The sequence below is a fragment of the Pelodictyon clathratiforme genome (assembly GCF_982375515.1).
Map to the genome: position 1 here is coordinate 1,691,511 of NZ_OZ455102.1, position 24,243 is coordinate 1,715,753.

The window sequence follows — 24,243 nt, forward strand, 5'->3', positions numbered from 1 at the left end:
ATCCTATGCGCCTGTCCAACTTTCGATATACCCTGCCCAAAACAAAAATAGCCGATGAACCTGCTTCGCCGAGAGGGAAGTGCAAAATGATGGTACTGAACCGGCGAAAAAAAGACATCGAGCATAAAGTCTTCGAAGATATCGTCTCCTATTTTAAAAAAGGGGATCTGCTTGTGTTGAATAACAGCAGGGTCTTCCCCGCAAAAATCTTTGGTCAGAAAGAGAAGACTGATGCAAAAATTGAAGTCTTCCTGCTCAGAGTGCTCAATAAAGAGGCTGGATTGTGGGATGTTCTGGTTGATCCTGCACGCAAAGTAAGAGTTGGCAACAAGATCTACTTTGAGGAGGATGTGGTTGCTGAAGTTGTTGACAACACCACTTCACGGGGAAGAACCATCAGGTTCCTCAATCCAGACATCGATGTTTTCAGTCTCGTCGAACGCATCGGCAATATTCCCCTGCCCCCCTACTTCACCCGTCCACCCCGTGAATCAGACAAGGAAAACTATCAGACCGTCTACGCCTCCGAGACCGGCGCTGTTGTAGCTCCAATGGCCGGACTGCATTTCACCATGCCTATCCTGCAAAAAATCCAGAAAATAGGGGTAAAAATCCTGCCGATCACCCTCCATCCGAGTTTGAGCACCTTTAATGCTATTGAGGTTGAGGATGTCTCCAAGCACAAGATGGATTCTGAATACTTTAATATCCCCTATCAAACGGCCATGGAGATCAATGAAACCAAGGTCAACAAAACAGGACGGGTTATTGCTGTTGGAACAACAACATGCCGAGTGCTTGAAGCCAATGCTACGGTTGACGGGAAGATCAAGTTTGGAAGGGGTTGGACCGACAAGTTCATCTATCCCCCTTACCAGTTCAAGGTAACCGATGCGCTTTTGACCAATTTCCAGCAACCTGAAACCACACTGCTGATGACGGTAAGCGCTTTTGCAGAACACCGCCTCCTGATGGAAGCCTATAAAACCGCGCTCAAGGAGGACTACCAGTTTCTGGCCTATGGAGATGCCATGTTCATTCATTAACCAGTGAAAGTACTTGACCTTTTATGCAAGCAACAGCCATTATAGCCGCAAGCGGTATCGGAAAACGGATGCAGCTCAGGGAGGGTGAGAGCAAACAGTTACTTGAAGTCGGAGGGTTTCCGGTTATCTACCATACCCTGAAGGCTTTTCAGATGGCCTCTTCGGTTAAAGCCATCTATATTGCCACCAGGCTGGAGAACAGGAGCATACTCGAAGAACTTGCTGCTGCCTCGGGTTTCAGTAAGCTGAAAGCCATTATCGAGGGCGGAAAAGAGCGACAGGATTCCGTTTACAACTGCATCCGTGCCATTGAGGAAGAAAAACGCCTGACAGGTGCTTCTGCAGAGATCATTCTGGTTCATGATGGTGCACGCCCCTTTATTCGTTCTGAAGAGATTGATGAAATTGCGCGCCTCTCCATGCAGTATGGCGCCTGTGTTCCGGCAAACAGGCCAAAAGACACGATCAAGTATGTCGGGGAGAATCCGGAGTTTTTTGGTGAAACCCTTGACCGCAGCAAACTTCTCCAGGTACAAACTCCCCAGGGTTTTCAAAGCAACCTCTTGATCCAGGCGCATGAGCAGGCAGAACTGGAAGGGTGGTATGCAACCGATGACGCTGCGCTGGTCGAGCGTTTTTTTCCTGAACAACCCGTAAAAATTTTTGAAACCGGCTATCACAATATCAAAATTACGACACCGGAAGATATTCCCGTTGCCGAGGCGATATTCAGCCAGATTTCAACACGGAGTTAACACCGCAAAAAAAGAACAAATAAAACATCATCTCGGCTTGTTTATTCCTGAAGCCTATAGTATATTTTCAGCCGGTAAAATGGTGAGGTAGCTCAGTTGGTTAGAGCACAGGATTCATAACCCTGAGGTCGAGGGTTCAACTCCCTCTCTCACCACCACTGTAAAGCGGGTGTAACTCAGTTGGTAGAGTGTTTGCTTCCCAAGCAAAATGTCGCGAGTTCGAATCTCGTCACCCGCTCAAAGTCAGTGGGCAATATTTAATCTCTTTTTCCAGTGTACCAATTATGACTCAATCCTCTGTTTTTTTTGGTCCGGTAACTGTTGAAGAGATCAATACCACACAAATCATTGATGGCCAGATGGCCCGCCACCTCGGTATTGAAATGACCGAAATCGGACCTGACTTCATGACGGCAAAAATGCCCGTCGATCATCGTACCATACAGCGTATCGGAATTCTTCACGGGGGAGCCTCACTGGCTCTGGCTGAAACCGTCGGAAGCATTGCCGCCTCTTACTGCGTTGACCGTAACTCTTTTTACATTGTCGGTCAAGAGATCAATGCAAACCATATCCGTCCGGTCAGGAGCGGTTTTGTCTACGCTACGGCAACTCCCCTGCATCTTGGAAAAAGCTCACAGGTATGGGATATCAGAGTAAAAAATGAGGAGGGTAAACTTACCTGCGTCAGCCGCTTTACCGTTGCTGTCCTGAAAAAAGCTCCGCTCCCTCAATAAATAGTGACTCTTGCTATTTTTTTAATACATTTATTTCATTCAGCGTAGAAATTTTTCACAGTCGTAGAAGTTTTTCACATTTATTGCAGATTTCAGGGTATGCAAATCATACAATCAGAAACTCTCGTCTCGCCGCTCGACACCGCCTCAAATAGTTCCGAGGAACTTCTCCACCAGCTTGCTGCACAGCAAAAATCACGCAAGAAATGGCTTCTCATCCAGCCGGTAAGCAACACCAGCATGATGGTCGATTCCGGTACGGTCAGTATGCCGTTAAACCTGATTATGGTTGCCACCATCGTCGGAACGCTCTTTGACGTCACCTTTATCGATGAGCGGCTTGGAGACAAGATTCCTGAAGATTTTTCCGGATTTGATGTCATAGCCATCACCTCGCGAACACTCAACGCATCACAAGCCTACCGGATCGGCGACAGGGCATTAAAACAGGGCAAAACCGTTATCCTCGGCGGAGTCCATCCCACCATGCTGAACGAAGAGGCCTCCCTGCACTGCACCAGCGTGGTCTACGGTGAAATTGAGTCCATCTGGACAGAACTTGCCACTGATGTGCTGAAAGGCAAAATGCAGCAGGTATACCGGGCAAAGGAGCTAAAGTCGATGAGCGACATGCACCGCCCCGATTTCAGCTATGCCCTTTCATCAAAAAGCTCGAAAAAATACAGCTCACGCATTCCCCTGCTTGCAACAAAGGGTTGCCCTGTCGGGTGCAACTTCTGCACAACACCAACCATTTACGGCAAGAACTACCGCTACCGCGAGCTTGACCTGGTACTCGATGAGATGCGTTACCATCAGGAGCGGGTTGGGAAGAAAAATGTCAATTTTTCCTTCATGGACGACAACATCAGTTTCCGTCCCAAGTATTTCATGACCCTGCTTGAAGAGATGGCCAAGCTTGGCGTACACTGGAACGCCAATATCTCCATGAACTTTCTCGACAAACCCGAAGTTGCCGAACTTGCTGGCCGCTCCGGCTGCGATCTGCTCAGCATCGGGTTTGAATCGCTCAATCCGGAAACCCTGAAAACCCTCCACAAGGGCTCCAACCGTCTCAGCAACTATGAACAGGTTGTAAGCAATCTCCATAAAAACAAAATTGCCATCCAGGGATACTTCATGTTCGGTTTCGACAACGACACCGAAGAGAGCTTCCAGCTCACCTACGACTTCATCATGAAAAACAAGATCGAGTTTCCGGTATTTTCACTGGTCACCCCCTTCCCCGGAACACCCTATTTCGATGAAATGAAGCCCCGCATCCGCCATTTCGACTGGGACAAGTACGACACCTACCACTACATGTTCGAGCCAACCAACATGACTGGCGAAAAAATGCTCTCAAACTTTGTCAAGCTCCAGAAAGAGGTCTACAAGGGAGGCGCCATCATGCAGCGCATGGCAGGCAAACCGCTCAACTGGGTCTGGCTCGCCAACTACGCTATGAACCGCTTCACCAGCAAGCTGACGCCGGAATATTATTACTGAGGGGTATTGGGTGCTGGGCTTAAAAAAAAACCTCAGCATTCTGAAATTTCCCTTCGGAAATCTCGTTCTTGCCCAAGTTGATGAGTTTCAGAAAGGCAATGGTATCGATGCTTGATATTTGCTTCAATCGCAACGCTTACCCTTACAGTTCTTTCTTTTCTTGAGCAATCAAGTCAATATATATTTCTTCAATTTTTTCCCTTGCCCAGTTTGTTTTTCGCAAGAATTTCAAACTCGATTTAATACTTGGATCATTATAAAAACAACGAATTTCTATCATTTTATAGAGTTCTTCCCAGCCATAATGATTTACCAGATCACAGAGTATTTTTTCAAGAGTTAATCCATGCAGTGGATTATTTGGGTGATCATTCATATTTTGATACTCTCCACGTATCCTTATACATTAGATTATTTTACTGTAAATCTTACAAGCAGTCAATGCAGTGGTTTACTTGATCTGTTATAACGGGTTATTTGTCGTTATAATGGCCTTTGGCGGAAAGGACATCCTTCGATTCGTAAAGATAACCACAGACACAAAACGAAAAGGCTGGAGGGATCGTCCCAATACAGAGACTCCCCTCCAACCTGCCATCACCACATTTTCGTTGTCAATTATCCATCGTCAACGGTCAATCATTTTTTCGGTAACTCCACCTTCAGATGCAGCTCCTTGAGCTGAACGGGCGTCACCTCTGATGGTGAGCCCATCATGAGATCCTGCGCCTGCTGGTTCATTGGGAAGGCGATGACCTCACGGATGTTCTGCTCGTCGCAGAGGATCATGACGAGGCGATCGAGACCGGGAGCAATTCCTCCGTGCGGTGGTGCGCCAAGCTTGAAGGCTTCGATCATGTGACCAAAGCGTGCGTCAACCTCTTCGCGGCTGTATCCGGCAATACCAAAAGCCTTGTACATGATCTCCGGCTTGTGGTTGCGGATGGCGCCGCTTGACAGCTCAATGCCATTGCAGACGATATCGTACTGGTAGGCAAGAATATCGAGAGGCGGCATGGTTTCAAGCGCCTCCATCTCTCCCTGCGGCATGGAGAAGGGGTTGTGTGAAAAGTCGATCTTTTTGGCCTCCTCGTTGTACTCGTACATGGGAAAATCAACGATCCAGCAGAAGGAGAGTTCATCCTTGTCGAGCGTAAAGAGATCGCCGAAGTAGGTTCTCATACCGCCCATGATCTTGCAGGTCGATTCCCACTTCCCTGCCCCGAAAAAGACCACATCACCGGTCTCAAGGCCAAGGTGCTCTTTGAGCGTAGCAAGATCCGCTTCGGAAAGAAACTTGACCACAGGCCCTTTTGGTCCCTCTTCCCTGAACTGGATATAGGCAAGACCGCCTGAACCAAGCTCTTTGGCGCGTTTCTCTGCCTTGTCGTAAAAGAGCCTCGATTCATTGCCGCGACCCTTGACAACAAGTGCCTTGACGCAGGAGCCTTCTACCGTACTATTTGCAAAGACTTTGAAGGCTGAACCAACAAAGAGTGGCGTAACATCGCTGATTTCGAGAGGAATCCGCAAATCGGGTTTGTCGGTACCGAAGCGGTTCATCACCTCTTTATAACTGATTCTCGGAAAGGGAAATTGCGTGATCCGCTTGTGCGACATGGTGCGGGTAAGATGCTCAATCATCCCTTCAAGGATCGTAAAGAGATCGTTCTGCTCAATGAAGGCCATCTCCATATCGAGCTGATAAAACTCACCGGGGCTGCGGTCAGCACGGGCATCTTCATCACGGAAACAGGGGGCTATCTGGAAGTAGCGGGGAAAACCTGATACCATGAGCAATTGCTTGAACTGCTGGGGCGCCTGGGGCAGTGCATAGAATTTACCCGGATGAAGGCGGCTTGGCACAAGAAAGTCGCGTGCACCCTCTGGCGAGCTGGAAGTAAGAATCGGTGTCTGGATTTCGATAAAATCCTGTTCTTCAAGATAGCGGCGTATAGCAGCAGTCAATCGGCTGCGAAAAATGATATTTTCATGAATTTTTTCACGGCGCAGATCAATGAAACGGTATTTCAGCCGCAGCTCTTCCGAAGTCACCACCTCGTCGGCTACCGGAAAGGGTAATGGATGTGCATTACTTTCGACCGTAATCTGACTGACAACCACCTCAATCTCGCCGGATGCGAGACGGGAATTGATGGCTCCCGGAGCGCGAAGAACCACAACACCCTCAATACAGATAACCGATTCCACATGCAATTGCTCAGCTTTTGCGAAGAGCTCCTGCTGCTCAGGCTGAATAACAAGCTGGCTGATGCCGGTATGATCCCTCAGATCAATAAATATAAGGCCCCCATGATCACGTTTTCTGTGAACCCAGCCGGCAAGCCTGACGGAGCCATGCTCACGCTCCGGACAGAGTAATCCGCAATAATCTGAGCGGAACCGGTTTTTCAGAGTCTGCGTGCTCCCTGCAGCTTTACTCATAATATTCCTATAGTCCTTTGTATTGTGAAATTGTAAAAACTTAAAAGCATGAATATGAAGAATTTTTTCTCATTTATAAAACCGGGGGCAGGGGTCGTCTCAATAGACAAGCTCTCCTCCAAACTCGGTAACAAGAAAGCGGATGACCTCATTGCTCTGTGAAAGTTCCTGAAAAAGGGTAAACACCGTCTTTTCCCTGGTACAGGCATCTTTTTCGGCATCATAGAGAATACGAAGCTGGAGTGGCAAGGCATAAAATTCTGAAATTTCCTGCTGCAAAACCGACCTTTCCTGCTGAAGCTCCTCATAGGAAAATTTTCGGCAACAGGCGATATCGAGCACTCCGCCAGCACTGCATGCAACAAGCTCGCAGGATTGCAGGTGCATTGCCATGAAGTTCCGGTTTTTTTTGGCTACATGTTCAAGAAACTGGTGCCATTCCACCCTGAGTGTTGCAAGATCAGCAACGGAGTCAAGAGCCCCGGCAGCATCGTTACGCACGATTTCGGAGGAGGCGGAAACAAGATGCCGCTTCGTTTCGGGATTAGAAGCAAAATTTGAGAGCTTTTTTTGCCATGAACCAAGATCAATCTCTCCACTTTCTGAGGGCTTCACCGGAGGTGCAGATGAGGTTGGTGGCACGGAAAGTGACACAGCAGGAGCTGGCTGCCTTTTCAGGGGCTTGTCAGGTGCTTTTTTTTTTGAGCCTGCAGTTGAGGCTGTGGTTCCGCTGGCAAAGCTGCCGCAGGAGCTGGGTGCACAATATCAATCAGCTTGAGCAGCGCAAGCTCAAAACGGAACTGGTATTCGAACTGAAACTTCAGCTCTTTCTGGGTCAGCAGAAGAAAATCGACCATCTGCATAACCGCAAAAGGAGAGAAATTTCCTGCATCGCGCTGGTAACGTTCACGGATTGCATCGGGGCGTTCAACCAGACGGGTGGAACTGAGATTCTGTACCACCAAAAAATTCCGCAAATGCTCAATCAGCTTTTCAAGAAAATCCTGTTCGTCATAACCGTTCCTGATGACAAACTGTGCAACGTCAAGCATCTTGACCGCATTGCGCTCTGCAACGGCATCAGTGACCTCAAAGAGATGCTCATCATCGATGTAGTTCAGCAATTCAGCAACACCGGAATAGGTGATACTTCCTGTATGATCATTCTCGGCTGAAAATGCGATAACCTGATCAAGAATACTCTGCGCATCGCGCATGGAACCCTGCGCCTTACGCCCGATAAGCTGCAAGGCATCGCCATCAACCGTTATCTGCTCGGCGTCACAAATAAACTGCAGTTGCTTCTGGATCTCCTCCAGCGGAATTCGTTTGAAGTTGAACCGCTGACAGCGGGAAGCAATGGTTGCCGGAATTTTGTGCAGTTCCGTAGTGGCAAAAATAAAAATAGCGTGAGGAGGGGGCTCCTCAAGTGTTTTCAGAAATGCATTGAAGGCCGCAATGGAGAGCATGTGCACCTCATCAATGATATAGACCCGATAGGTTCCTTTCTGTGGCCCGTAGCGGACATTTTCCCGCAACGTACGGATATCATCGACACTGTTATTGGATGCGGCATCAAACTCCGCAATATTGAGACTGGTACCTGCATCAAAGTCCCTGCAGCTTTCACACTCTCCGCAAGGCTCGGTAACCTGCTGCAGATACTCAGCATCTTCCATCATCTTCTGGCAATTCAACGCTTTGGCAAAAACCCTTGCCGCTGTTGTTTTGCCAACACCGCGTAACCCCGAAAAAATATAGCCGTGACCAACCCTGCCCATGCGAAGCGAATTCTGTATGGTGCGGGTAACATGCTCCTGTGCGGTAATGTCTGCAAATTTTACCGGACGATACTTCCGGGCTATAACCTGATAACTCATTCTGGCTGTTGATTAATGTCCTCTAACAAAGGGGCAAGGGGCAAATCCATGCTGTTTTTCAGACACTCCGTAACACCCTTGCTGATTGTTTTTAAATGTACGCTATTACCTCCTGAAATCAGCAAACCGTTTTCATCACCCCAGAATCCGCTGGGTATTATTGCATAAAGATCGTAGAGCGTCATGGTATAAAGATCGCGACTGATTGCAAGATCACCATTTACAGTTACATGGAGCAGACCGTTCTGCAGCAGGATATCAATAACCTTTCTTAAACCGGAGGGAGTGAGACCCTCAATAACCTTCAACATTTTTTTCATATTCATGGCATTGCCACTCTTCTGGCCATTCCAGATATGAGCAAGCACCGACAGTATCTCGGGCACTCCACGCAAGGGGCTGAATACATCGGCGATCCTCTCAACTGGTTTGAGCGCGCCAAGACAAAAAACAAATTCCGCACCGGTCAGCACCACAATCCAGCCAAGATAGACCCAGAAAAAAAGCATCGGAATAACCGACAATGCTCCGTAAATATGTTCAAACGTTGCAATATGCGTGATGTAGAAAGTAAACCATCTCTTTGAGAGTTCAAAAAGAAGCGCAGCAAGCAGCGCACCGGAAAAGGCATGAACAAACCTGACCCGACGGTTTGGTACCAGCATATAGAGCAGAAAAAAGGCCGCAACGGAATTAATAAAGGGGAAAAAAGAGAGCAGGCGGGTTTTCAGCTCAAGCAGAGGACCATCGGTAAAAACCATATACCAGACATAGGAGCTGGCAGCAAGACTGCTTCCAATAAGTACCGGCCCAAGCGTCAGAACTGTCCAGTAGAGGGTAAAACCCTGCAAGGCCTTGCGAGGCGCATGAACTTCCCATATTTCATTGAGCGTATGATCAACCGTTGAGATGAGAAAGAGTGCAATGATAAAAAGGAACACCCCTCCAAGAATCGGCACGCTGGCGGTCTTGCCAATAAAATCAGTCAGATAGTGATTGAGCACATTGCCGGCTCCAGGCATAAAATTCTGGACAAGAAAATCTTCAAGAGAGCGCTTGAAGGGGGTAAAGACAACAAAAACATTCAGAATGGAAAGGATAACGGCAAGGATTGGCACAATAGACAAAAGCGTCTGAAATGCAAGCGAACCAGCGCCAAGAAAAATTCTGTCATGAATAAAATTTTTCCAGAAAAAAGGAATAAATACACGCATACAGGAGACCAATTCGACAGCGTTGCTCTCTGTTTTGGGGTTTTGCCCTCTTCTTTCCTTCTCTCCCATCTCCCCCTCTTTTTGTTGGCAAGCCTCCCAATCCTGCAAGGTAATGCTTTGCCAGGCCAATTACGTCACGTTACACGGGTTGATCCGCTCCCAACCGATCTGACCCTCGTCATCAGCAGCAAACCAAGAATAAAAAAAAGCAGCAGAGAGGCAAGTGCAGCTTTCTGGCTCCCAGCCTGAGCTGATACCAATCCAAAAACAAGAGGCCCCGCTATGGCCGAAGCCTTACCAAAAGTACCATCATAAAAACCGAAAAACTCGGTCACATGTTCCTGGGGTGTCAGCCTGGTCATCATGGATCGGGAGGCCGCCTGGGATGACCCCATTGACATACCAGCAAGCATTCCTGTATAAAAAAAGAGCTCCTTGCTGTCTGCAAAGATAGCCGCAACAACCACAACAAACCAAATCAGGAGGGTAATGACAATGGTACGTTTCGGCCCGATTTTATCAGTCACAAAACCAAAAATAAGAGAACCGGCAATGGCCGTCGTTTGCACCAACATAAAAAACCGAATCAGCTCTCCAGTCGTAAAGCCAAGAGTGTTCTGGGCATAAATCGACGAAAAGGCGATAACGGTCAAAATAGCATCATTGTAGAAAAAGTAGGCCAGGAGAAAACGGGCAAGGTCGGGATAGCTCATAATATGCTGAACGGTGTACTTCACCTCCCTGAGAGAACAACGGATAGCAGTAAAAGAAATTGCAGGCCTATCCCCTTTTTTTTCATCCCGCAGCACCAGAAAAAGCGGAGCGGCAAAAAGAGCAAAAAAAATCGCAACGACCAAAAAGCTCAACTGTACATTCGGCATATTGGACAAAACAATACCCTTGCTGAGCAGCGGCTGAACCAGCAGCAGAATGGAGAGGGCGCCAAGATATCCCATGGCAAAGCCGTACCCTGAAACCCTTCCGATGCTCTTGGCAGAAGCAAGCTGCTTGAGATAGGAATCATAAAAAACAAGCCCACCCTCAAAACCCATATTGGCAAGAACGAAGAGCAGAACAGCTACCAAAGCCATTCCAGGGCCCGAAAAGGAGAGCAGAGCTGTGGCAACAATCGAGGTAAGGGTAAAAAAAAGAAGAAAACGCTTCCGTTTTCCGGAATAATCGGCTGCAGCCCCGAGAACCGGAGAGATCAGGGCAACCAGCAGCATCGAGAGACTGACGCTGAAACCCCACAGGGCATCTCCTGAAGGTTCCCCTTTGCAGATAACATTTTTGAAGTACAGCGGAAAGACAAAGGTGACCATCATCACGCTGAAGGAAGTGTTGGCAAAGTCAAAGAGCAGCCAGGAAAACACTTTATATTTCTGCCTCTCTCGCAACACCTCCCCTAAACTCCAGCAATATGCTGAAAGAGCGATTCAAAGAGCGCTCTTCCGTCAAGCGATCCGAGCATCTTTTCGCTGGCCCTTTCGGGATGGGGCATCAGGCCAAGCACATTGCCCTGGCGATTGACAATACCGGCAATATTGCGAAGGGAACCATTCGGATTCGCCTCATCAGTCACCCTGCCCTCTGCGTCGGCATACCTGAAAACAATCTGCTCATGCTCCTCAAGGCTTTCGATCACTTCTGGTGGAGCAAAATAGTTGCCTTCACCATGTGCAATCGGAATGCTGAGCAGTTGATCAGGCTGGTATCTCTGTGTAAAAATGGTCGAACAGTTCACCGCTTTGAGCGTGGTCTGGCAACAGAGAAACTTTTTGTCACGATTCCGCGAAAGAGCGCCTTCAAGCAGTCCGCTTTCAAGCAGCACCTGAAATCCATTGCAGATGCCAAGCACAGGAAAACCTTTGCGGGCAAAATCGATCACCTCCTGCATGATAGGAGAAAAGCGGGCAATTGAGCCAGCCCGAAGGTAGTCGCCATAGGAAAAGCCGCCAGGCAGAATAATTGCCTTTGCTCCCTGAAGATCATGATCATTATGCCACAGCATGACGGGCTTGATGCCGTCGAACGAACCAACAGCATACTCCGTATCATGATCACAGTTTGAACCCGGAAAAACAACGACTCCTACAGTTACATCAGCCATAATTGAGTACTATTTAATTGACTTGCTCCAGTTCGAAGGAATAATTTTCCATAACCGGATTCGATAACAATTTCTGACTGATTTCGTTACAGATACGTTCAGCCTCCATCAAGCTCTCTTCATTGATGGTTACTTCGATATATTTGCCGATTCTTGCTGATTCCACGGTGTGGTAACCAAGATTTTTCAGTGCATGCTCGACAGCTTTACCCTGAACATCAAGAATGGACTGGCGCAGGGTAACCTTTATTTTTGCAGTATAGGGCATTATCATGCGTATGGTTGAATGGAAAAAATCAGGTCTGCCACTGGCGACGCCACAACAGCGTGAGTGAGCGTGCAATACCGAGCAGAATATACAACAACATGGCAAGAAAAAAAGCTTTTGAATGAAAGAGAAGAACGCAGAACAAGGCCACAATGTAGAGCGCCATTTGAACTGGCTTCTGACGGAATGATTCTGCAGTAGGCTTGGGAAGGGCGTCATAATTGACCTTACTGACCATGAGGAGCGCAAGCGCTGCAGAAAGCCCAACCAGAAAGGACTGCATCAATGAGGGAGGAAAAATCGGGTCGCCACTCATCCAGAGCACAAACCCGGCAATCGTCAGCGCCTGGGCGGGTGTCGGAAGACCAGAAAAAGAGTCTTTGTTATAGCCAATCATCGTGATATTAAAGCGGGCAAGCCTCAGTCCGCTGCCAATCATCAGCAAAGAGCTGACACAGATACCGGTAATACCCGGCAGTCCTTCAAGTCCGAATTTATAGACCAAATATGCCGGAGCAGCGCCAAAAGAGACCAGATCAGAAAGAGAGTCGAGTTCCACACCAAAATCAGAGGTACCGTTGGTAATCCTGGCCACAAAACCATCGAGGGTATCAAAAAAAGCCGCCAGAATGATAAACCAGCATGCCGCAACAAAACTCCCCTCTCCCGACATGACAATGGCAATATAGCCGGAAAGCATGTTCATAACCGTAAACACTGAGGGAACAAACGATCGCGACACAATGGGAAAGAGTGGCGAGCGATCTCGTGAACTGTTTTTCAGAAAAGGAGGATAGCGTTTCTGATACCTTTTTTTACCAGCATCATCCATATATGAATATCCATCGTAAGAGTAAAAGAGTATCCGCAACAGGCAGAAAAGAACCTTAAGGGAACTTGACTTTCAAAAAGTTATAACGATAACAGAGAGCGAGCAAAAGCTTTACTATTGCGCTTTATAACAAGTTACAAGAGCAATAAACGGCAAAAACAGAATCCTGATTACAGAGTCCCGATAAACCAAACCGGCAAACCCGCTTTTTTTCAGCCCCCTGTCTACACAGAATTTTAAGGTAATGAAATTTATACTCTTTTAGCAATTCTGCATTGAGTGGGCCACTGCACACCTCTGCATGATAGGTGAAAGATGCATTGCATTTCGCTCCCATTGCAAATAACGTGTTATCCATAATGATATATTGCCAGAATTGTTGTATTCCGGATTCAAAATACCAACCCGTTTGACGACAGTTGGGGGGGATAACCCCGCCATTCTACATTATGGCGATCAATCACAAGGAATAAATTTGGGAAAATGAAAATTCCGTTAATTGGGGCGGGATGGACGGAATGGAATTGGGGCGGGATCAACGGAATGGGATTGGGGCGGGATCAACGGAATGGGATTGGGGCGGGATGAACGGAATGGGATTGGGGCGGGATGACCCCGCCCCTACGGGGTTTAATAACTTTCGTCGGGGGAGGGGAAATTTGACTGGCGGACGTCTTCGACGTATTGCTTGGCGGCGTGTTCAATAACCGTATTCAAATCGGCGTATTGGCGGACAAAACGGGGATGGAACTCGCGGTTGAGACCAAGAATATCGTTGATGACAAGCACCTGGCCATCACATGCAACCCCGGCGCCGATGCCTATGGTAGGAATAGTCAGTGAGCGGGTCACTTCGGCTGCAAGCACAGATGGAATTTTTTCGAGTACAATGGCAAACGCTCCCGCCTCTTCGATAATTTTTGCATCCTCAAGGAGCTGCTCTGCTTCCACCCCTTCCTTGGCCCTGACCTTGTAACTCCCATACTTGTATATAGATTGCGGCATCAGACCGAGATGGCCCATGACGGGAATCCCGACGTCGGTAATCCGCTTGACGGTATCGGCAATGATCTTGCCTCCCTCCAGCTTGAGAGCATCACACCCATGCTCCTTCATGATCTTTCCCGCATTGCGCAAAGCCTCATCACCTGAAATCTGATAGCTCATGAACGGCATATCAACGACCACCATTGCCCGACCGCTTTCGTCGTGCACTCCCCTGACAACAGCCTTCGCGTGATAGACCATCTCTTCAATCGTAATCGGCAACGTTGTACTATGGCCGGCAAAAACATTGCTTGCGGAATCGCCGACCAGAAGAACATCAAGACCAGCACGATCAAGAATTCTCGCCATGGTGTAATCATAAGCCGTAAGCATGGAGATCTTCTCCCCGTTATGCTTCATATCGAGCAGCCTTCGGGTGGTAACATGAGCCGATTTTTGTTGGGCACTTTTGTTCATAGTGTCTGCTGCTTAATGGATTAAGTCTTCCTGATGTTCCAATATATCCGATAAATCGCAGGGATGAAGCTTCACCGCTTCGACACCGTGCAGCTTCCCGGCAGCAGAGCACATCAGCTCTACCAGAGAACCATACTCGGGAACGTAGCCAAGAATCTCTTCAAGAGAGGTCGTTTTTCGCTCCATTGCATCCCTGATCTCCTCAAAAACACCCCCGTCTGCATGAGCAATAAAGCGGCAAAGCTCCTTATGCCGCGCCGACAGGGGAAGTGAACCATGCTGCAAAAGGACGTGACGATTTCGCCGCTGGGCTGAACCAACCAGTTTCCGTCCCCCTACCTGCAGTTCATACCGTGCTGAAGCCGTAAAACAACTGACCCCCTCAGGCGCCACAACACCCTGTGTGCGGGAAAGAGTCGAACGGCAGAAGCCAGCAAGAATCCCAAGCTCTTCAAGAGCAAGCTGGATAACTGCATGAACCATCCGATAAAGCCCGGAGTTCTGCTCTTCGGAGTCTGCAAAAAAACTGTAGGTAAACTCCTCTGCATGAAACACCGCTCTGCCACCGGTAGGCCTTCTGACAACATCAATACCTTCAGTGTGGCATTTGAGGGTATCAATACCCGAAATATCCTGATTGTACCCTATGGTAATCGCGCAGGGGTTCCAGCCATAAAAGCGCCAGAGACAACTTTCGCGACCGAAGCGCCGCTGAAACCGACCATCGAGAAATGAGGCCATCAATTCCCGATCAATGGCCATATTCTCCTCGCCAGTATGAAAACCAGAATCCAGACAATAAACCTTTTGAAAAAAAGTGTTCCCCATTGCAACCCCTCCAGGGTGCTCCACAAAACGCTGCGCACTATCGACCACAAATTCGCACCAAGATAATAATTATTTTTACCCCTTACATTGTTTGTGTCCTGTGAGACGGGTATTTTGCGGGGAAATATGCCATCGCCAACCACCGACTCGATCCTGTTCATGGAAACAAAAGTAGTTGAGAACATTCTTGCCTCATTCCGACACATAGCCGTCGTCGGATTGTCCGCAAAAGCTGATCGACCAAGCAATGGCATTGCGCGCGCCATGAAAGCCCAGGGATACACCATCTATCCTGTCAATCCCGGTATTGAAGAGGTTATTGGTCTCCGCTGTTATCCCTCTCTTTCAGCAATACCGCCTGAAATAAGCAAAAAAATAGAAATCGTCAACATCTTCCGCAAATCGACAGATGTCCCCCCCATTGTTGATGAAGCCATTGCCATCGGTGCAAAAGTTATCTGGATGCAGCTTGGCATCACCAACGAAAGCGCAGCAAACAAGGCTCGCAATGCAGGACTTATCGTCATCGAAAACCGATGTATCGCTGTCGATCAACGCTACCTTATTCAATAAAATCTTCATCACCTTACCAAACAGTCATTACCCTACTCATGCCACGTATTACAGTTGCTCTCATTTTTGGAGGCAGGTCAACCGAACACGAAATATCAATCATCTCTGCAAAATCAATAGCAGCCAATATCAGCGCCGAACGTTACAAGGTTATTCCGCTCTACATTACACATCAGGGAACCTGGCTCTGTGAGGGCATTGCCCGCGACATTCTGAACCTTGACCTCTCCGCTCTTTTGAGAAACTCATCACCTGAAGCAGCAGCGATGGCGCTTGACAGGATGGTTGAAGAGGCGGAGCAGAAACCCTTCAACCTCGATTTCAGGGCTATCGGCATTGAAGTGGCATTTCTGACGCTTCATGGCACCTATGGAGAAGATGGCCGCATCCAGGGCTTTCTGGATACCTGCAACATTCCCTATACAGGCTGCGGTGTACTGGCATCAGCGCTCACTATGGATAAAGCGCTCACCAAACTCTGTGTTGCAGATGCAGGCATTGCTGTTGCTCCATCCATAACGCTTCTCAGTGCCGAGTACCATGCCGATACGGAAAAAGTTCACTCCCGGATCGAAGAGAAGTTTATCTATCCATTTTTTGTCAAACCGGCAAACCTCGGCTCCTCAATTGGAATCTCAAAGGTGCATCACCGGGAACAACTCCCTGCAGCCCTAAAAAGCGCCTGTTCACTCGACTCAAAAATAGTGGTTGAAAAAGCAATCACAGGGCGTGAAATTGAGGTTGCTGTACTTGGCAATGATGAACCGGAAGTCTCCGTTTGCGGCGAAATCGAACCCGGCAGCGATTTCTATGACTATCATGATAAATACATTCACAACAGTGCAAAACTGTTTATTCCGGCACGCATTCCCGACGAAATGCAGAGCGAGGTCAGGAGCATTGCACTCAAGGCATACAAGGCGCTGGGATGCAGGGGTATGTCGAGAATAGACTTTTTTGTTGACGAAAAGAGGGGAACCATCGTCCTCAATGAAGTCAATACCATTCCCGGCTTCACCGATATCAGCATGTTTCCTCGACTCATGGCTGCAAGCGGACACTCTTTTCCTGAACTTGCAGAGCGATTGCTGCAGCTTGCACTGGAAACCCTGCGACCATGATCAATGAACCCTATCTTTTTTTTGCAGAAGTCTCCCTTGACATATCGAGAGGAGAATTCCAGGCAGGCATCGAAAAACTTGAACCCTTTTCCGATCAGTTCGCCGACTCGTACCTATTTCACCTGCTCTATGCAAAAGCGCTCAAAGGGCTCAGGTACAACACTCTGGCCAGCGAATATTTTCGAAAATGCTGCACCATCGCCCCGGCAAACCAGATCGCATGGCAAGAGCTTGTTGAACTTCAGGCTTCAGGCGAGGGCGATACAGCCAGCGCACGATCCCCCCTGTTCGACCCTGTCACCGATGAGCTTGAAAAGCTGACGGCAGCTCTCATGAACTTTGAACCGGTAAAAACTTCTGAAAATGCTGATCCCACGTCAATTTTTGAACAAAAGCAGCCTTTTTCTGACGACACAACCATTGCCGTACCCACTGAAAGCCTTGCCCATCTCTTTACAGCACAAGGTGCGTACAAAAAAGCAATAAAAATCTATACCATTCTCATACAATTAAAACCACAGAATGCTGAAATCTACCAGCAGGAGATAGAAGCGCTCCTCGACCAACTATAAATGCACAAAGAAAAACAGAATCCATAAATGAAACTATTTGGCCAAGATATATATTGTACACTGGAGTATGTTAAACTGAACGGGATAATGGCAGGCACACTGAATGGTTATGAATCGACACGTAGTATCAGGAATTTTCTCATTTTTCTGCAGTGCTGCACTGTTTCTTGCTTCCTCATCAACCGTCATCGGCAGTGAAAGAGTAGAGAAAACACTCTCGCTTGCCAACTGTATAGAAATTGCACTGAGCAATGCCACTTCAGCCAAAAAGGCAGACGCAAACCTGAAACTGCGGGGTTCAGACGTTTTAAGACGTTACGGCAGTTTTCTTCCCCGACTTTCGGTATCGGCTGGCTATGCACCTTATACACTCAGCCGAACCTATACCACAGGCTACCCTGTAGCTGAAGTACAGAAAACCACCATGAAATCGGCGGATTTGACTCTTTCCACCTCACTGAATCTGTTTAACGGATTCAGTGACTACGCATCCCTGCAAGCATCGCTCAAACAGGAGCGCGCCGCAGAATATACCCTTCAGCGAGTACTCGAAAGTGTTGTGTACGATGTTACCCAAACCTATTTCCAGGTACGACTGAACCAGGAACTTCTTGCTATTGCACGCGAAAACCTTCTGCTCGCCCAGGATCAACTGACCCTGACTGACCGGCAATTTCAAATCGGCCTTAAATCAATGACCGATCGTTACCAGCAACAGGCCGATGCTTCTGAAAGCGCTCTCCAGGTCATAAAAGCAGAGACCCGTATGCAACGCAGTATGTCTGAACTGCTTCGACGCCTTCAGATAGAGCCACAAACAAGGATACTCCTGATAGCCTCTCCGGAAGAGTTGAAAGTCACTCTTTCGTCAAAACTTGATATTGACAGCCTTGCCGCCACAGCTCTTGAAAGAAGAACTGATCTTAAAAGCAAACTCCTTGAAACCGATGCAGCCAAATGGCAGACAAGGGTATCACGAGCGCCATGGTATCCAAGAGTTGACCTTGGTTTCAACGTCAGTACAGCGGGAAGCGAGTACCTGCATAACGAATACGCCTATCCCCCGCTTTCTGAACAGTTGCGCCATACGGTCGGATACTCGGTATCCCTGAACCTCAATTGGGCGATCTTTGACGGATTTCAGACCCGCTACAATGTTGAATCAGCCAAAATCAACCAGTTGAACCAGCGACTTGATTATGATGATTTGAAAAGAGACATCGTTATCGACCTTCAGCAGAGCGCAGGCGAGTATACCTCCGCATTCATGCAGATTGAAACGGCCAACCTCAGTTTTACGGCAGCACAGTCGGCATATGAAGGTATAAAAAGAAAATATGAACTTGGCGCTGCGGGATTTGTAGAGCTCAGCTCGGCACGAGCTACCCTTTTCAATGCCCGATCCAATCTTTCCCAGGCCACCTTCAATCTCGCTTTACAAAAAAGCATTCTTGATTTCACAACAGGCAACATAACCATACCACAGCTAACCGAATCCAGTATACCACTCAGATGAGTAAACAAAAATCCTTGCTGAATCGAAAAACAATATGGATCTCCCTCGCAGCAGTTCTGCTCGCAGGAGGATTGCTCTTTTCCTTTTTCAAGCTTCGCGAAAAACCAGTTGAGGTTACCACCGAAAAGGTCTCCATCAAAGAGGTTGTCCATATCGTCACGGCTACCGGAAAAATTGAACCCGCGCTTGTAGTCGCCATGTCGCCTGACGTTTCAGGGGAGATTATCGAGTTGCCCATCAGGGATGGACAGAGTGTAGAGAAAGGAGAGCTTCTCTTTAAAATTCAGCCAGACCTCTATGTAAACCAGGTCGAACAGAGTCTCGCCCAGCTTAATTCCGCAAAATCACAAAGTATGGAGACGCGGGCCAGAAAGCTCAAGGCAGAGGATGATTTCCATAAGGCATCACTGCTCTACAAAGAAAAGCTGATCTCCGAATCAGACTATATCACATCGAGAACCAATGCACAGGCAGCACAAGCCGCCTACCAGGCATCAATCTACACAATAGCACAAAACAAAAGCCTGCTTGACCAAAATCAGGACAGGATGAACAAAACCGTAGTACGGGCTCCAATCAACGGCACCATCATAGCCCTGAACAGCAAGCCGGGGGAACGCGTTGTCGGTACTGGTCAGTTTCCCGGAACCGAGGTACTGCGACTGGCAAACCTCGACAGTATGCAGGTAGAGGTAGAGGTAAATGAAAACGACATTGTCAATGTAAAAACAGGTAATCCAGTCTCCATCACTGTTGATGCATACGGCGATCGCATCTTCAGGGGAGTTGTGCATGAAATTTCCAATTCAGCAATCTCCCAGGCCGCTGGAACCCAGGATGAGGTCACCAATTTTTCGGTAAAGATCCGCATCTTCAACCATGACAGGATGCTAAAACCCGGTATGAGCGCAACGGCAGATATTGAGTCCGTGCGGATAAAAAATGCTCTGGTCGTGCCGATTCAAAGTGTAACCATCAGAGATGTATCTGGTAATACTGCGAACAAAAAAGCTCAAAAATCAGACATCAAGATAACCACCACCAGCAAAGAACCCGAAAGTCGGCAAGGTGTTTTTGTCGTTAAATCAGGTCGAGTATCGTTCCGACGAGTGAAAACAGGGACGACCGACAATACCCATATTATCGTCACCGCTGGACTCAGCAAAGGAGAAGAGGTTGTTTCAGGAAGTTATACCGCCATTACCAGTCAGCTCAAAGAGGGAAGCAAGGTTAAACAGCAGCAAAAATAACCCGGAAATGGAGACTCAAGCTGTCATCACCATGAAATCGCTCTGCAAATTCTATGAGATGGGCGATCAGGTTGTCCACGCACTTGACTCGATCAACCTTGACTTCAAACTGAACGACTACGCAGCAATCATGGGGCCATCGGGAAGCGGGAAATCAACTCTGATGAATATTATCGGATGTCTTGATACACCAACCTCCGGCACTTATGAGCTCAACCATCAGAGTGTTGCGGAGATGGATGACGACGAACTGGCGCGTATCAGAAACCGTGAAATCGGCTTTGTTTTCCAGACCTTTAACCTTCTGCCCCGCCTGAACTGCCTGCGCAATGTCGAACTTCCGCTGATCTATGCCGGAGTACCGCCTGAAGAACGGCAGGAGCGAGCACGTGAAGCGCTTATCAAAGTGGGGCTCGGCGACCGGATAACACACAAGCCCGCAGAACTATCCGGTGGCCAGATTCAGCGAGTAGCCATAGCGAGAGCGCTGATTAACAAGCCCTCCATCATTCTTGCTGATGAACCGACCGGTAACCTCGATACCGCAACAAGCCACGACATCATGGATATCTTCGGTTCGCTTTCCGAAGCAGGCAACACCATTATCCTGATCACCCATGAAGAGGATATCGCCCGCTATACCCGCCGAGTCATTCGTCTCCGGGATGGAAAAATAGAAAGCGACACCAGACCATGAAGACGGACTACCAACAGTTCCGCTATGAAACCCTGGAAAGCCTGAAAATGGCCTTCTATCAGATACGGGCAAATAAAATCCGCTCGTTTCTGACGGCGCTCGGCGTCATTATCGGCATTGTAGCCATCACCATGATGGGTACAGCCATAAACGGCATCGATCTGGGATTTGAAAAAAGCCTTGCCATGCTCGGCTACGATGTTATCTATGTCCAAAAATCATCATGGAGCACAATGGGACAATGGTGGAGGTATCGAAACCGCCCGGACCTTAAAACGAACTATGCCGATCAACTCAATCGCATTATTGCCGATACTCCCAACTCTGAACTGCTCATTGCTGTACCGCAGATGTCGACCTATCAGGCCTCGGCAAAGTACCGGGAACGGATACTTGAGCAGGTCTTTTCGCTCGGAACAACCCAGGAATACCTGCAAACCGCATCCGGAAATCTTTCCACCGGAAGGTTTTTTACTGCCGCAGAATCACTCAGCAGCGAGATGGTAGCAGTCATCGGTGACGATATCGCCACCGGCCTCTTTCCCGGCGAACCCGCACTTGGCAAATCCATCCAACTCAAAAACCGCAAACTTCGAATTATCGGCATATTTAAAAAACAGGGCAAGTTTCTCGGCCTCTTCAGTTTCGACAATCAAATCATCATGCCACTTGGCGCCTTTGAGAAGGTCTATGGAAAAAACATGTTCATCACCATCAGGGTAAAAATCAAAAACCAGGAGCGTGTTGCTGAAGCAAAGGAGGAGTTACTCGGACTGATGAGAAGAATCAGGAGACTCTCTCCTGGCAACGAGGAAGACTTCTCCATCAATGAACAGCAGGCGTTTAAAAGTCAGCTTGACCCTATAAAAAATGGCATAGCCGTCGCAGGTATCTTCATTACAGGGATGTCGCTCTTCGTTGGCGCTATCGGCATCATGAATATTACCTTTGTAAGCGTCAAAGAGCGCACCAGGGAGATCGGACTTCGCAAGGCGCTCGGCGCCAGACGCCGGACAATTCTCTTGCAATTTCTCATCGAATCGATAATGATCTGCCTCATCGGTGGCGTTATCGGTCTCGGGACAGCTCTCGCCATTACCCTCGCCATCGAAAAAATTGTGCCCGATTTTCCGATACAATTCTCTTTGAATCTTGTTCTGGCAAGTCTTGTTGTTTCCGTGACCACAGGCATTATTTCGGGACTCGCTCCAGCCGTGACAGCCTCAAAGCTCGACCCTGCAGACTCGTTACGTTATGAATAGGAGGAAGTATGCTACTGCGTGAAACCGTCATCCAGGCGCTTTATTCCCTGGCTGTCAACAAACTCCGCTCATGGTTGACCATCATGGGTGTCGCTGTAGGCGTATTCTCCATCATTGCCGTCATGACAGCCCTTGATGCCATCGACAAAAGTGTGGAATCAGGGCTGACAAGCCTCGGAGCCAACACCTTCCAGATACAGAAAAATCCTGCAACTGTTTTTGGTGGAGGCCATAGCCGCAATGTGCTTGCCAACCGTAAAGATATCACTTATAAGCAGGCGCAGCTTTTCAGAAAAAACATGGCTTCAGAAGCCAGAACAATCGGCTTCATCATTTATAGTCCGGCCAATCAGGCAAAATATGCCAACCTGGCCACCAATCCTGATGTCACCATGCAGGGTGCTGACGAAAACTTCTCACTCTCAAACGGCTACACCATAGCAACAGGCCGTAACCTTTCAGAGAACGATATCCGATCAGCAAGAAACACCGCTGTACTTGGAGGTGAAGTTGCGGCAACACTTTTCCCAACTGGCGAAAACCCGCTGAACAAGTTTATCAAAGTTAACGGGGAGATCTACACAATAATTGGAGTTTTCGAAAAAAAAGGAGCCGCATTCGGCCAGAGTCAGGATAACTTTGTGCTCATCCCCATTACCCGTTACCTCGACCATATCAATGAAAAAAGCAGTTTGAGCATCACCGTTGAAGCCCTGTCACGCAAAGAGTATCAGTTGACAATTGACCGGGCAATTGGTGCAATGAGACTTGCGAGAGGACTGACCGTCAAGGATGCCAACGATTTCGAAATCAGAACAAATGAATCCCTGATCGACTCGTTCAAAGACATCAAGCTTGCCATTGGCACAGGCGCCTTCATCATCAGCTTTATGGCCCTGCTCACCGCAGGAGTAGGTATCATGAACATCATGCTGGTCAGCGTCACCGAAAGAACACGGGAGATAGGAATCAGAAAATCGGTCGGAGCTCCTCGCCGTACCATCCTCCGCCAGTTCCTGCTCGAATCATTCTTCCTCTCTCTCGCTGGCGGAGTAATTGGCGTTCTTGCAGGCATCATCGCTGGCAACGCTGTTGCGTGGAAATTCAATCTCCCTCCTATATTTCCTTGGGTATGGATAACCGTCTCCATGCTTGTCTGTTCGGGTATCGGAATGGCATTCGGACTTTTCCCGGCATGGAAAGCGGCAAATCTCAACCCCGTAGAAGCTCTGAGGCCAAAGTAACAACCTGTCCCGAAGCTGGTATACCACTCTCAGCCGATTCCCTCCGGCATCATCCAATGATCATTGCAAAAAAAGGGAACTTAAACCGCCTTAAAACTCTTTCTTAACTGTAGCAGCGGCGTTGGCAGCCGCTGGCATAACTCTCTTTTAACTCCTGAATAGCTGAGATCATGACATTTTTACAAAAACTTATCAAACCTGTAGCCTTTCTGCTCATTCTTGCAATGACCACCGTTACCTGGGGTTGTCAGACAACAACCAATGCCGGACAGGGTGCTGGCATAGGCGCAGCAGCAGGCGGCGTTATCGGAGGAATTATTGGCAGCAGATCGGGCAGTTGGGCAAAAGGGGCAATTATCGGAGCCGTCCTCGGCGGAGCTGGTGGAGCGCTTATTGGCAACTACATGGACAAACAGGCGGCAGAAATCGACCACGATGTGGAGGGAGCACGTGTTGAGCGCGTCGGCGAAGGCATCAGAGTGATTTTCGACTCCGGCATTCTCTTTTCGACTGGTTCAGCAACAATCACCTCAACCAGCCGCTACAACATTGAAAAACTCGCCCGGATTCTTAACCGCTATAACGAAACCAGTCTGGTCATTGAAGGCCACACCGACAGTATCGGCAGTGACGATGCAAATCAGTCTCTTTCCGAAAGAAGGGCCGACTCGGTAGCAAACCTCCTTGAAGCATACCGTGTTTCAGGCAGAAGGCTCTCGCCGATCGGGTACGGTGAAACCCGTCCTGTTTCATCAAACGAAACAGAGTATGGTCGCAAACTTAACCGCCGCGTTGAAGTGCTCATCTATGCAAACGACGACCTCAAACGCCAGGCAGATTCCGGAGAATTACGGTATTAACTTTTTTTAAAAGCATTCGATCCCCCCTGATGAAAAGCCCGGACACCTCTTTGTTCGGGC

24 protein-coding genes and 2 tRNA genes are annotated in these 24,243 nt (G+C 48.3%); 15 read left to right on the forward strand and 11 right to left on the reverse strand.

The window, feature by feature from the left end; translation table 11 throughout:
• Nucleotides 1-5 precede the first annotated feature (5 nt).
• The 6 genes from queA to AC56AD_RS08155 all read left to right on the forward strand — a co-directional run bounded on the left by queA (nucleotide 6) and on the right by AC56AD_RS08155 (nucleotide 4,047).
• Nucleotides 6-1,046: a tRNA preQ1(34) S-adenosylmethionine ribosyltransferase-isomerase QueA gene (queA, locus tag AC56AD_RS08130; protein WP_012508339.1), complete on the forward strand. Its 1,041-nt coding sequence runs from the start codon at nucleotides 6-8 to the stop codon at nucleotides 1,044-1,046.
• A 23-nt stretch (nucleotides 1,047-1,069) separates the two neighbouring features.
• The gene (gene ispD / locus AC56AD_RS08135) at nucleotides 1,070-1,801 is read left to right on the forward strand and encodes a 2-C-methyl-D-erythritol 4-phosphate cytidylyltransferase (RefSeq protein WP_012508340.1); all 732 of its coding nucleotides are present in this window, start codon (nucleotides 1,070-1,072) and stop codon (nucleotides 1,799-1,801) included.
• Nucleotides 1,802-1,882: 81 nt separating this feature from the next.
• Nucleotides 1,883-1,959: transfer RNA gene (locus AC56AD_RS08140), tRNA-Met, on the forward strand.
• A gap of 7 nt (nucleotides 1,960-1,966) precedes the next feature.
• Nucleotides 1,967-2,039, forward strand: a tRNA-Gly gene (locus AC56AD_RS08145).
• Nucleotides 2,040-2,085: 46 nt separating this feature from the next.
• Nucleotides 2,086-2,538 carry a hotdog fold thioesterase gene (locus AC56AD_RS08150; protein WP_012508341.1) on the forward strand — a complete coding sequence of 151 codons (453 nt, stop codon included), beginning with the start codon at nucleotides 2,086-2,088 and terminating at the stop codon, nucleotides 2,536-2,538.
• A gap of 99 nt (nucleotides 2,539-2,637) precedes the next feature.
• Nucleotides 2,638-4,047: a B12-binding domain-containing radical SAM protein gene (locus AC56AD_RS08155; protein ID WP_012508342.1), complete on the forward strand. Its 1,410-nt coding sequence runs from the start codon at nucleotides 2,638-2,640 to the stop codon at nucleotides 4,045-4,047.
• A 142-nt stretch (nucleotides 4,048-4,189) separates the two neighbouring features.
• Here the strand turns inward: AC56AD_RS08155 and AC56AD_RS08160 are convergent, their stop codons facing one another.
• The 11 genes from AC56AD_RS08160 to AC56AD_RS08210 form a co-directional block, all read right to left on the reverse strand.
• On the reverse strand, nucleotides 4,190-4,423 hold the full coding sequence (locus tag AC56AD_RS08160) for a VF530 family protein (protein ID WP_012508343.1): 234 nt from the start codon (nucleotides 4,421-4,423) through the stop codon (nucleotides 4,190-4,192).
• Between the two features lie 263 nt (nucleotides 4,424-4,686).
• Nucleotides 4,687-6,492, reverse strand: a complete 1,806-nt coding sequence (aspS, locus tag AC56AD_RS08165; protein ID WP_012508344.1) for an aspartate--tRNA ligase — start codon at nucleotides 6,490-6,492, stop codon at nucleotides 4,687-4,689.
• A gap of 99 nt (nucleotides 6,493-6,591) precedes the next feature.
• Nucleotides 6,592-7,107 (reverse strand): hypothetical protein, encoded by a 516-nt coding sequence (locus tag AC56AD_RS08170; RefSeq protein ID WP_012508345.1) that lies wholly within the window; start codon nucleotides 7,105-7,107, stop codon nucleotides 6,592-6,594.
• Nucleotides 7,108-7,166: 59 nt separating this feature from the next.
• Nucleotides 7,167-8,372 (reverse strand): DNA polymerase III subunit gamma/tau, encoded by a 1,206-nt coding sequence (dnaX, locus tag AC56AD_RS08175; RefSeq protein WP_012508346.1) that lies wholly within the window; start codon nucleotides 8,370-8,372, stop codon nucleotides 7,167-7,169.
• The gene (locus AC56AD_RS08180) at nucleotides 8,369-9,655 is read right to left on the reverse strand and encodes a YihY family inner membrane protein (protein ID WP_012508347.1); all 1,287 of its coding nucleotides are present in this window, start codon (nucleotides 9,653-9,655) and stop codon (nucleotides 8,369-8,371) included. Before AC56AD_RS08180 ends, dnaX begins: the two co-directional genes overlap by 4 nt.
• 65 nt (nucleotides 9,656-9,720) lie before the next feature.
• Nucleotides 9,721-10,911, reverse strand: coding sequence for an MFS transporter (locus AC56AD_RS08185; RefSeq protein WP_083765352.1), 1,191 nt, complete (start codon nucleotides 10,909-10,911; stop codon nucleotides 9,721-9,723).
• Nucleotides 10,912-10,991: 80 nt separating this feature from the next.
• On the reverse strand, nucleotides 10,992-11,696 hold the full coding sequence (gene purQ / locus AC56AD_RS08190) for a phosphoribosylformylglycinamidine synthase subunit PurQ (protein ID WP_012508349.1): 705 nt from the start codon (nucleotides 11,694-11,696) through the stop codon (nucleotides 10,992-10,994).
• Between the two features lie 13 nt (nucleotides 11,697-11,709).
• Nucleotides 11,710-11,964 carry a phosphoribosylformylglycinamidine synthase subunit PurS gene (gene purS, locus AC56AD_RS08195; protein ID WP_041526486.1) on the reverse strand — a complete coding sequence of 85 codons (255 nt, stop codon included), beginning with the start codon at nucleotides 11,962-11,964 and terminating at the stop codon, nucleotides 11,710-11,712.
• A 28-nt stretch (nucleotides 11,965-11,992) separates the two neighbouring features.
• Nucleotides 11,993-12,796, reverse strand: coding sequence for a CDP-diacylglycerol--serine O-phosphatidyltransferase (gene pssA / locus AC56AD_RS08200; RefSeq protein ID WP_012508351.1), 804 nt, complete (start codon nucleotides 12,794-12,796; stop codon nucleotides 11,993-11,995).
• Nucleotides 12,797-13,426: 630 nt separating this feature from the next.
• A complete protein-coding gene (gene panB / locus AC56AD_RS08205) occupies nucleotides 13,427-14,260 on the reverse strand; it encodes a 3-methyl-2-oxobutanoate hydroxymethyltransferase (RefSeq protein WP_012508352.1) in 834 nt (277 codons plus the stop codon).
• A gap of 12 nt (nucleotides 14,261-14,272) precedes the next feature.
• Nucleotides 14,273-15,022, reverse strand: coding sequence for a lipoate--protein ligase family protein (locus tag AC56AD_RS08210; RefSeq protein ID WP_223293884.1), 750 nt, complete (start codon nucleotides 15,020-15,022; stop codon nucleotides 14,273-14,275).
• Nucleotides 15,023-15,247: 225 nt separating this feature from the next.
• On the opposite strand from AC56AD_RS08210, the gene AC56AD_RS08215 reads away from it, so the two are divergent.
• The 9 genes from AC56AD_RS08215 (at nucleotide 15,248) to AC56AD_RS08255 (ending at nucleotide 24,183) form a co-directional block, all read left to right on the forward strand.
• Entirely contained in the window at nucleotides 15,248-15,661 is a 414-nt protein-coding gene (locus tag AC56AD_RS08215) for a CoA-binding protein (protein ID WP_012508354.1), read from the forward strand.
• 38 nt (nucleotides 15,662-15,699) lie between these two features.
• Nucleotides 15,700-16,782, forward strand: a complete 1,083-nt coding sequence (locus AC56AD_RS08220; protein WP_012508355.1) for a D-alanine--D-alanine ligase family protein — start codon at nucleotides 15,700-15,702, stop codon at nucleotides 16,780-16,782.
• On the forward strand, nucleotides 16,779-17,354 hold the full coding sequence (locus AC56AD_RS08225; RefSeq protein ID WP_012508356.1) for a hypothetical protein: 576 nt from the start codon (nucleotides 16,779-16,781) through the stop codon (nucleotides 17,352-17,354). The genes AC56AD_RS08220 and AC56AD_RS08225 overlap by 4 nt, the downstream gene beginning before the upstream one ends.
• A gap of 103 nt (nucleotides 17,355-17,457) precedes the next feature.
• On the forward strand, nucleotides 17,458-18,870 hold the full coding sequence (locus AC56AD_RS08230) for a TolC family protein (RefSeq protein ID WP_012508357.1): 1,413 nt from the start codon (nucleotides 17,458-17,460) through the stop codon (nucleotides 18,868-18,870).
• Nucleotides 18,867-20,120, forward strand: coding sequence for an efflux RND transporter periplasmic adaptor subunit (locus AC56AD_RS08235; protein WP_012508358.1), 1,254 nt, complete (start codon nucleotides 18,867-18,869; stop codon nucleotides 20,118-20,120). The genes AC56AD_RS08230 and AC56AD_RS08235 overlap by 4 nt, the downstream gene beginning before the upstream one ends.
• A gap of 7 nt (nucleotides 20,121-20,127) precedes the next feature.
• Nucleotides 20,128-20,817 carry an ABC transporter ATP-binding protein gene (locus AC56AD_RS08240; protein WP_012508359.1) on the forward strand — a complete coding sequence of 230 codons (690 nt, stop codon included), beginning with the start codon at nucleotides 20,128-20,130 and terminating at the stop codon, nucleotides 20,815-20,817.
• Entirely contained in the window at nucleotides 20,814-22,079 is a 1,266-nt protein-coding gene (locus tag AC56AD_RS08245; RefSeq protein WP_012508360.1) for an ABC transporter permease, read from the forward strand. Before AC56AD_RS08240 ends, AC56AD_RS08245 begins: the two co-directional genes overlap by 4 nt.
• Nucleotides 22,080-22,087: 8 nt before the next feature.
• On the forward strand, nucleotides 22,088-23,323 hold the full coding sequence (locus AC56AD_RS08250; RefSeq protein ID WP_012508361.1) for an ABC transporter permease: 1,236 nt from the start codon (nucleotides 22,088-22,090) through the stop codon (nucleotides 23,321-23,323).
• 170 nt (nucleotides 23,324-23,493) lie between these two features.
• Nucleotides 23,494-24,183 carry a YiaD family glycine zipper/OmpA-like lipoprotein gene (locus AC56AD_RS08255; RefSeq protein ID WP_012508362.1) on the forward strand — a complete coding sequence of 230 codons (690 nt, stop codon included), beginning with the start codon at nucleotides 23,494-23,496 and terminating at the stop codon, nucleotides 24,181-24,183.
• Nucleotides 24,184-24,243 lie beyond the last annotated feature (60 nt).